Source organism: Streptomyces beihaiensis, from assembly GCF_026274175.1.
Classification (GTDB): Bacteria; Actinomycetota; Actinomycetes; order Streptomycetales; family Streptomycetaceae; genus Streptomyces; species Streptomyces beihaiensis.
The window spans coordinates 1-1,218 of the sequence record NZ_JAPHNL010000205.1 but is presented as its reverse complement, the minus strand read 5'-3'; the positions used below and the strand labels follow the sequence as shown (position 1 = coordinate 1,218).

The 1,218-nt window shown below is 71.3% G+C and carries 1 protein-coding gene; it reads right to left on the bottom strand.

The genetic code is table 11. The annotated features are described in order from the left end of the window. Window positions 1-1,218, bottom strand: a 1,218-nt coding sequence (gene glyA, locus OFY01_RS17160; protein WP_266600839.1) for a serine hydroxymethyltransferase, incomplete at both ends; no start/stop codon positions are given.

The following is a 1,218-nucleotide window of genomic DNA, read 5'->3' as shown; positions in this document are numbered from 1 at the left end:
GGGGTACAGGGGGTGCTTCTCGGCGAGGGTGGTCACCCGTGCCTTGAGGGCCGTGGCGGTCTCGGTGTCGTAGGTCGGCTTGAGGGCCTGGGCGATCACGTCGGCGACCTCGCGGAAGTCGTCGGCGGTGAAGCCTCGGGTGGCCAGGGCCGGGGTGCCGATGCGCAGGCCGGAGGTGACCATCGGGGGGCGCGGGTCGTTGGGCACGGCGTTGCGGTTGACCGTGATGCCGACCTCGTGGAGGCGGTCCTCGGCCTGCTGACCGTCCAGGTCGGAGTCGCGCAGGTCGACCAGGACCAGGTGCACGTCCGTGCCGCCCGACAGGACGTTCACGCCGTGGGCGCGCATGTCGTCGGCGGTCAGACGCTCGGCGAGGATCCGGGCGCCGTCCAGGGTGCGCTGCTGGCGCTCCTTGAACTCCTCGGACGCGGCGACCTTGAAGGAGACCGCCTTCGCGGCGATGACGTGTTCGAGGGGGCCGCCCTGGAAGCCGGGGAAGACCGCCGAGTTCAGCTTCTTGGCGAAGTCCTTGGTGCGGGCGAGGATGATGCCGCCGCGGGGGCCGCCCAGCGTCTTGTGGGTGGTGGAGGTGACCACGTCGGCGTAGGGGACCGGGTTGGGGTGCAGCCCGGCGGCGACCAGGCCCGCGAAGTGGGCCATGTCGACCCACAGGTGGGCGCCGGTCTCGTCGGCGATGCGGCGGAAGGCGGCGAAGTCCAGCTGCCGGGGGTAGGCGGACCAGCCCGCGATGATCACCTTGGGGCGGTGTTCCTTGGCCAGGCGCTCGACCTCGGCCATGTCGACCAGGCCGGTGGTGTCGTCGACGTGGTAGGCGACCACGTCGAACTGCTTGCCGGAGAAGTTCAGGCGCATGCCGTGGGTGAGGTGGCCGCCGTGGGCGAGGTCCAGGCCCAGGATGGTGTCGCCGGGCTGGGCGATCGCGAAGAGCGCGGCCTGGTTGGCGGAGGCGCCCGAGTGGGGCTGCACGTTGGCGTACTCGGCGCCGAACAGGTCCTTGAGCCGGTCGATGGCGATCTGCTCGGTGACGTCGACGTGCTCGCAGCCGCCGTAGTAGCGGCGTCCGGGGTAGCCCTCGGCGTACTTGTTGGTCAGGACCGAGCCCTGGGCCTCCATCACGGCGACCGGGGCGAAGTTCTCCGACGCGATCATCTCCAGCGTCGACTGCTGACGCCCCAGCTCCGCGTCGACCGCCGCCGC